The sequence below is a fragment of the Streptomyces sp. NPDC079141 genome, from assembly GCF_040686775.1.
Classification (GTDB): Bacteria; Actinomycetota; Actinomycetes; order Streptomycetales; family Streptomycetaceae; genus Streptomyces.
On sequence record NZ_JBFBLP010000006.1, the window covers coordinates 203754 to 210385 of the forward strand.

Here is a 6632-nt window from a genome sequence, read left to right on the forward strand (position 1 = left end):
GGTCCCACTTGTCCCCCGTCCGAGGCTCGACTTCACAGTGAACTTCACGAAAAGCCGCTCCGCCGCAACCTGGTGGAAATTCCCTGGCTCGCCCCGCATTGCCCTGGTAGGCATGGCACATGGGGACACATGTAACGACCGATTCCGCGGTCGAGCTGCGGGAGCTGCGGCCGGACGACTGGGACGAGTGGTACGACACCCTGCTGCGCGCCTTCGGTGGGGTGCCGGAGGCCGCGGAGGAGCGCGCACTGTGGAACGAGCTCACCGAGGTCGACCGTTCCGTCGGCGCCTGGGACGGTGACCTGTGCGTCGGGACGGCCGGGGCGTTCAGCTTCGGGCTGACGGTGCCCGGGGGCGCCTCGGTGCCCACGGCGGGCGTGACCATGGTCGGCGTCGCCGCCACGCACCGGCGGCGCGGGGTGCTGACGTCGATGATGCGGCGGCAGCTGGACGATGTGCGCTCCTGGGGCGAGCCGTTGGCCGTGCTGACGGCGTCCGAGCCCGCGATCTACGGCCGGTTCGGGTACGGCGCGGGGACCTTCCAGGTCAGCGCGGAGATCGACACGAGCCGGGTACGGCTGTCGGTTCCGGCCGGCACCGATGACGTACGGCTGCGGTACGCGGCGCCCGCGGACGTCCAGGACGCGTGTACGGCCGTACGCGCGGCGCTGGTGCCCGGCCGGCCCGGGCTGCTCGCCTATCGGCGGCCCGGCTGGGAACGGGTGGGGCTGCTCGATCCGGAGAGCGGGCGGGACGGGGCGTCGCCGCTGCAGTGCGTCCTCGCCGAGCGGGATGGCGGGACCGTCGGGTACGCGCGCTTCCGCGTCAAGCCGGGCTGGGGGGTCACCGGGCACAACGGCATGGTGGTCCTGGAGGAGTTGGCCGCGCTGGACCCGGCGGCGGACGGGGCGTTGTGGCGGTTCCTGTTCGACATCGACCTCACCACGTCGCTGAAGGTGCGGGGGCGGCCGGTCGACGAGGCCTGGCAGTACCAGGTGTCGGACCTGCGGCGCTGCGAACCGCGGCTGCGCGACGGGCTGTACGTGCGGCTCGTCGACGTGGGTGCGGCGCTTCAGGCGCGGGTGTACCAGGCGCCGGTGGACGTGGTGCTGGAGGTCGAGGACGCGTTCTGCCCCTGGAACGAGGGGCGTTGGCGGCTGGCGGGTGACGCGAAGGGGGCGTCCTGCGAGCGGACGGCGGACGCGGCGGATCTGGCGCTGTCCGTACGGGAGTTGGGGTCGGCGTATCTCGGCGGGGTGTCGTTGACGGCGCTGGGGGCGGCCGGGCGGGTGCGGGAGTTGCGGGCGGGGGCGTTGGCGGAGGCTTCGGTGGGGTTCGGGTCTGCGGTGGCGCCCTGGTTGCCGCACGGGTTCTAGGCCGGTTCCAGGCCCTGTCGTCAGGGTTTCTGGCAGACCGGGCACCAGAAGAGGTTGCGGGCGGCGAGATCGGCGGTGCGGATCTCGCCGCCACAGATGTGGCAGGGCAGGTTGGCCCTGCGGTAGACGTAGACCTCGCCGCCGTGGTCGTCGACGCGTGGCGGGCGGCCCATCGCGTCCGGGGTGTGCTCGAGGCGGACGGTGTCGATGCGGTTGTTGCGGACGCCCTCGCGCATGAGGTCGACGAGGTCGGACCAGATCGCGTCCCACTGGGGTGGGGTGATGTCCTTGCCGGGGCGGTAGGGGTCGATGTTGTGCCGGAAGAGGACTTCGGCGCGGTAGACGTTGCCTACGCCTGCGATGACCTTCTGGTCCATCAGGAGTGCGGCGATTGTCGTACGGCTGCGGGAGATGCGTCGGTACGCGGTGTTCGGGTCGGCGTCCTTGCGGAGGGGGTCGGGGCCGAGGCGGTCGTGTATCGCCTGCTTCTCGGTGTCCGTGATCAGGGCGCAGGTGGTGGGGCCGCGGAGATCGACGTACGACGTGGCGTTCGTGAGCCGGAGGCGGACGGTGTCCGTGGGTGGGGGCGCGGGGGTGGCGCCGAAGGTGACCTTGCCGAAGAGGCCCAGGTGGATGTGGATCCAGTCGGCGGCGCGGAAGCGGAGGAAGAGGTGTTTGCCGTGGGCGTCGGTGTGGGTGAGTTCGGCGCCGTCGAGGAGGGTTGCGGCGTCGGAGAACTTGCCCTGGGGGCTGGTGACGTGGGTGGGCGTGCCGAGGAAGGCTGCGGCGTGGTCCTGGGCCAGGCGGTGAATGGTGTGCCCCTCAGGCACGGTGGCTCCTTTGTCGTGTGGGGGTGGGGGTTGGGCGGGGCTGTTTTCGCCCCCGCCGCCCCTACCCATTCCCGTCCCCAGGGGCTGCCGCCCCTTCGACCCCGCCCAGGGGGCGCTGCCCCCTGAACCCCTGCGGGGCTTCGCCCCTGCACCTCACCGGGGCTCTGCCCCTGGACCCCAGCCAGGGGCGCCGCCCCTGGAAACCCTTGGGGGCTCCGCCCCCTGAACCCCACCAGGGGCTCCGCCCCTGGACCCCGTCGGCCTGAACGGCCTCGTCCTCAAACGCCGGACGGGCTGGAGGATGCGGACCGGCGTTGAGGTGTGGCCGGCCTGGGGCTGCGCCCCTGCGGGTGGGTGGGGGCTGCGGATGGCTGGCGCCCGTTCTCGAACGCCGGGCGGCTGGATGCTGCCGGTCGGCGCCGAGATGTGGCCCGCATCCGCCGGGCGGGCCGGGGGTCAGTCCTGCTGGGGGTGGTGGGGCGGGATCGGGGGGAGGTTGCCGGTCGTTTCGTAGGTGGCGAGCATGTCGATTCGGCGGATGTGGCGGTCGTCGCCCGAGAACGGGGTGGCCAGGAAGGTCTCGACGAACTTCGTCGCCTCGTCCTGGGTGTGCATGCGGGCGCCGACCGCTACGACGTTGGCGTTGTTGTGCTGGCGGCCGAGGGACGCGGTCTCCTCGCTCCAGGCCAGCGCGGCCCGTACGCCCTTCACCTTGTTCGCGGCGATCTGCTCGCCGTTGCCGGAGCCGCCGATCACGATACCGAGGGCCTCGGGGTCCGCCGCGGTGCGCTCTGCGGCACGCAGGCAGAAGGGCGGGTAGTCGTCCTGGGCGTCGTAGATGTGGGGGCCGCAGTCCACGGGGTCGTGGCCGGCCGCCTTGAGCCACTCGACGAGGTGGTTCTTGAGTTCGTAGCCCGCATGGTCGGAGCCGAGATACACGCGCATGGGATGAGTGTGACATGCGTGTTGCCGGGCGGCAGTGGCGGGTGTCGGCCAGGTCAAATGTGACCCAGACTATAGAAGCTCAAGGAAACCTCAAGTAACGATCCCGAATCAAAGGTTCCCGAATCCGTTCTCCTGCGATTCACTGGCCCGACTCGTACACCGCTCGTACGGGAAAACGCTCCCCACGGCGCAAAGGAAATCCGTTCCATGACTTCGCAGCCGACCAAGAACACGGCCGGTACGGCCGGAGACGGCTCCGGCGGCCTGCACGCCGGGCTCAAGAACCGCCATCTCTCGATGATCGCCATCGGCGGTGTCATCGGTGCCGGTCTGTTCGTCGGATCCAGCTCCGGTATCGCCACCGCCGGCCCCGGCATCCTCCTGTCGTACGCGCTCGTCGGCACGCTCGTGGTGCTGGTGATGCGGATGCTCGGTGAGATGTCCGCCGCCAACCCGACCTCCGGGTCGTTCTCCGCACACGCCGACCGGGCGCTCGGGCGCTGGGCCGGTTTCTCGATCGGCTGGCTGTACTGGTTCTTCTGGGTCGTCGTGCTGGCCGTCGAGGCGACCGCCGGCGCGGTGATCCTGGAGGGCTGGATCCCGGCCGTACCGCAGTGGGCCTGGGCCCTCATCGTGATGGTGGTGCTGACCGCCACCAACCTCGTCTCCGTCGGCTCCTACGGCGAGTTCGAGTTCTGGTTCGCCGGCATCAAGGTCGTCGCGATCGCCGCGTTCATCGTCATCGGCGGGCTGGCCGTCTTCGGGCTGCTGCCGGGTGTCGACAGCGAGCAGGCCGGGCTGAGCAACCTCACCGAGCACGGAGGCTTCCTGCCGAACGGGCCGGGCGCGATCCTCACCGGTGTACTGCTGGTCGTCTTCTCCTTCATGGGCAGTGAGATCGCCACCCTCGCGGCCGGTGAGTCCGAGGACCCGCAGCGTGCGGTCACCAAGGCGACCAACAGCATCATCTGGCGTGTCGCCGTCTTCTACCTCGGCTCGATCCTGGTCGTGGTCTCGCTGCTCCCGTGGGACAGCAAGGCGATCGCCGACGAGGGCTCGTACGTCGCCGCGCTCGACTCCCTCGGCATTCCGCACGCCGGTCAGATCATGAACTTCATCGTGCTGACCTCGGTGCTGTCGTGTCTGAACTCCGGTCTGTACACGGCGTCCCGGATGGCCTTCTCGCTCGGCCGGCGGGGCGACGCGCCGAAGGCGTTCGCGCGGACCACGTCCCGGGGTGTGCCGCTGGCGGCGATCGTCGCGTCCGTGGTCTTCGGCTTCGTGGCGGTGTTCTTCAACTACAAGTTCCCGGACTCCGTCTTCCTCTTCCTGGTGAACTCCTCCGGTGCGGTCGCGCTGTTCGTGTGGCTGGTCATCTGCTTCTCGCAGCTGCGCATGCGGAAGATCATCCAGGCGGAGTCGCCGGAGAAGCTGGTCGTGCGGATGTGGCTGTACCCGTACCTGACGTATGCCACGGCGGCCCTGATCGTGTTCGTGCTCGGCTACATGCTGACCGACACGGAGCACGACGGGCGCCAGACGGTGCTGCTGTCGCTGCTGGTCGCGGGCGTCGTGCTGGCCATCGCCTTCGTGAAGGAGAAGATGCGGGGCGGTACGCCGACGGCGGCGGCCGCGGCGGTGAAGGTGAGCGCGGATGTCGACGACGTGGACGAGGTCAACGTCGGCTGATCTCGGATGACTTCAGCTGACTTCGGCTGACATCGGCTGAGTGGTGAAGGGGCCCCGCGGGGCCCCTTCTTCATGTCCGGGACCTGGTCAGAGCACGGTGAAGCTGTCCTTGACCTTGTCGTACGTCTTCAGGGCCTCGGGCTCGATCTCCGGCTGGTACCACGTGTTGACCTGGTACGACTTGCCGCTCTCGTTGAAGCCGAGCAACTGGGCGTGCCAGGAGACGCCCTTGAGAGTGAACGTGTACTCCCAGACGACGGCCGGGTGGCCGCGGAACGTCGTCTCCTCCAGGCGGATCTTCCGGTAGTCCTGGCCCTGGCGGGCGTTCTGCTCCGAGGTCTCCCACGTCTCCATCAGGTCGCCGCGGGCGATGGACGACTTGGCGACGAGCTCCTGTCGGCCGTCGGGGGACGTGTAGTGCACCTCGGCCCCCGTCTTCACATCCCGCCGCCAGCCCTCGGGCGTCGCCCACGCGAAACCGCCGGCCTCCTCATGGGCACCGGGCGGCAGGCTCTGGGGCCGGGACGTGCCGCCGACGGTGGGCGAGGAGGACGGCGACTTCGAGTACGAGGAGGAGGGCGACGAGCCCGCCTGGCCACCGTCGGGCGAGCCGGAGTTCGCGGCGAGGGCGACCGCCACGGCAGCACCGGCGACGACCACACCCGCGGCGGCGACCAGGCGCGAACGACGGCCTCCTCGGCGGGGGCGGCCCGCCGGCACCGCCGGTCCGGGCAGCTCGCCCGGCGGCATGGTGACGGCGTTCGGGTCGGGCCCGTTGCGGCTCACGGCTGCCACCTGCCGCCGCTCCGTCTCGGCCTCCGCCCGGACGAGTGACACACCCGCGGCACGCGGAGAACCCTGCACGGCCCCCCGCACCGGCGTCTCGGACCGAACCTCCGACCACGTCCGCGAGGCGAGCTCGGTGGAGGCGTTGGGGGCGGTGGGAGTGCTGGGGGCGGTGGAGGTGCTGGGCTGGGCGACCTGGGTGGGGGTGGGGTGGGCGTCGCGCGAGGGCGCGTCGGTGGAGGGCGTGGGGGTGGCGGCTGTGGGGGTAGGGGCCGCGGCGGGCGCGTTGGCGTGGGCGTCCTGGGTGGGCACGTCTGCGGGGGCCGCGGGGGCCGCCGCGTCGGGCGCGTCCGCGTGGGCGTCCCGGGTGGGCACGTCGGTGGAGGGCGCGGAGGCTGCCGCCCCGGCGGGCACGTCGTTGTGGGCGTCCCAGATCGGCACGTCTGCGGAGGCCGCGGGGGCTGCCGCCCCGGCGGGCATGTCTGCGTGAGCGTCCCTGATCGGCACGTCTACGGAGGCCGCAGGGGCTGCCGCCCCGGCGGGCATGTCTGCGTGAGCGTCCCAGGTCGATACGTCCCCGGAGGCCGCGGAGGTGGCCCCCACGGCAGGCGCGTCCGCGTGGGCGTCCCGGGTCGGCACATCTGCGGAGGCCGCAGGGGTAGGGGCACGACGGCCGAGGTCGTGGGTAGGGCGCTGGTCGTCCGGGGGTGTGGGGGCGGGGGAAGCGTGGGGCTGCTGGCCCGCCAGAGACGTGACAGCGGAAGAAGCCTCAGGCCGCTGATCCGCCGCAGGCGTAACGGCAGAAGAAGCCTCAGGCCGCTCGCCCGCCGGAGACGTGACAGCGGGGGAAGTCTGAGGCTGCTGGCCCGCAAGAGACGTGACGGCGGAAGAAGCCTCAGGCCGCTGATCCACCGGAGACGTGACGGCAGAAGAAGCCTCAGGCCGCTCGCCCGCCGCACGTGTCGGTGCGGAAGGAACCTGGCCGCTCGCGGGTGTCGGTGTGGAA

Annotated in this window: 5 protein-coding genes; 2 read left to right on the forward strand and 3 right to left on the reverse strand. The window is 71.2% G+C overall.

Features of this window, described 5'->3' with window-relative positions:
- Positions 1 to 119: 119 nt before the first annotated feature.
- Positions 120 to 1376 (forward strand): GNAT family N-acetyltransferase, encoded by a 1257-nt coding sequence (locus AB0Q90_RS19460; RefSeq protein ID WP_363160241.1) that lies wholly within the window; start codon positions 120 to 122, stop codon positions 1374 to 1376.
- A gap of 20 nt (positions 1377 to 1396) precedes the next feature.
- On the opposite strand, the gene AB0Q90_RS19465 is transcribed toward AB0Q90_RS19460, so the two are convergent.
- Entirely contained in the window at positions 1397 to 2206 is an 810-nt protein-coding gene (locus AB0Q90_RS19465) for a DNA-formamidopyrimidine glycosylase family protein (RefSeq protein WP_363160242.1), read from the reverse strand.
- Positions 2207 to 2662: 456 nt separating this feature from the next.
- Positions 2663 to 3151: a ribose-5-phosphate isomerase gene (locus AB0Q90_RS19470; RefSeq protein WP_363160243.1), complete on the reverse strand. Its 489-nt coding sequence runs from the start codon at positions 3149 to 3151 to the stop codon at positions 2663 to 2665.
- A gap of 207 nt (positions 3152 to 3358) precedes the next feature.
- Between AB0Q90_RS19470 and AB0Q90_RS19475 the strand changes: the two genes are divergently transcribed.
- Positions 3359 to 4840 (forward strand): amino acid permease, encoded by a 1482-nt coding sequence (locus AB0Q90_RS19475; RefSeq protein WP_363160244.1) that lies wholly within the window; start codon positions 3359 to 3361, stop codon positions 4838 to 4840.
- 87 nt (positions 4841 to 4927) lie between these two features.
- Here AB0Q90_RS19475 and AB0Q90_RS19480 read toward each other — a convergent pair whose 3' ends face one another.
- The gene (locus AB0Q90_RS19480; protein ID WP_363160245.1) at positions 4928 to 6106 is read right to left on the reverse strand and encodes a hypothetical protein; all 1179 of its coding nucleotides are present in this window, start codon (positions 6104 to 6106) and stop codon (positions 4928 to 4930) included.
- Positions 6107 to 6632: the final 526 nt, after the last annotated feature.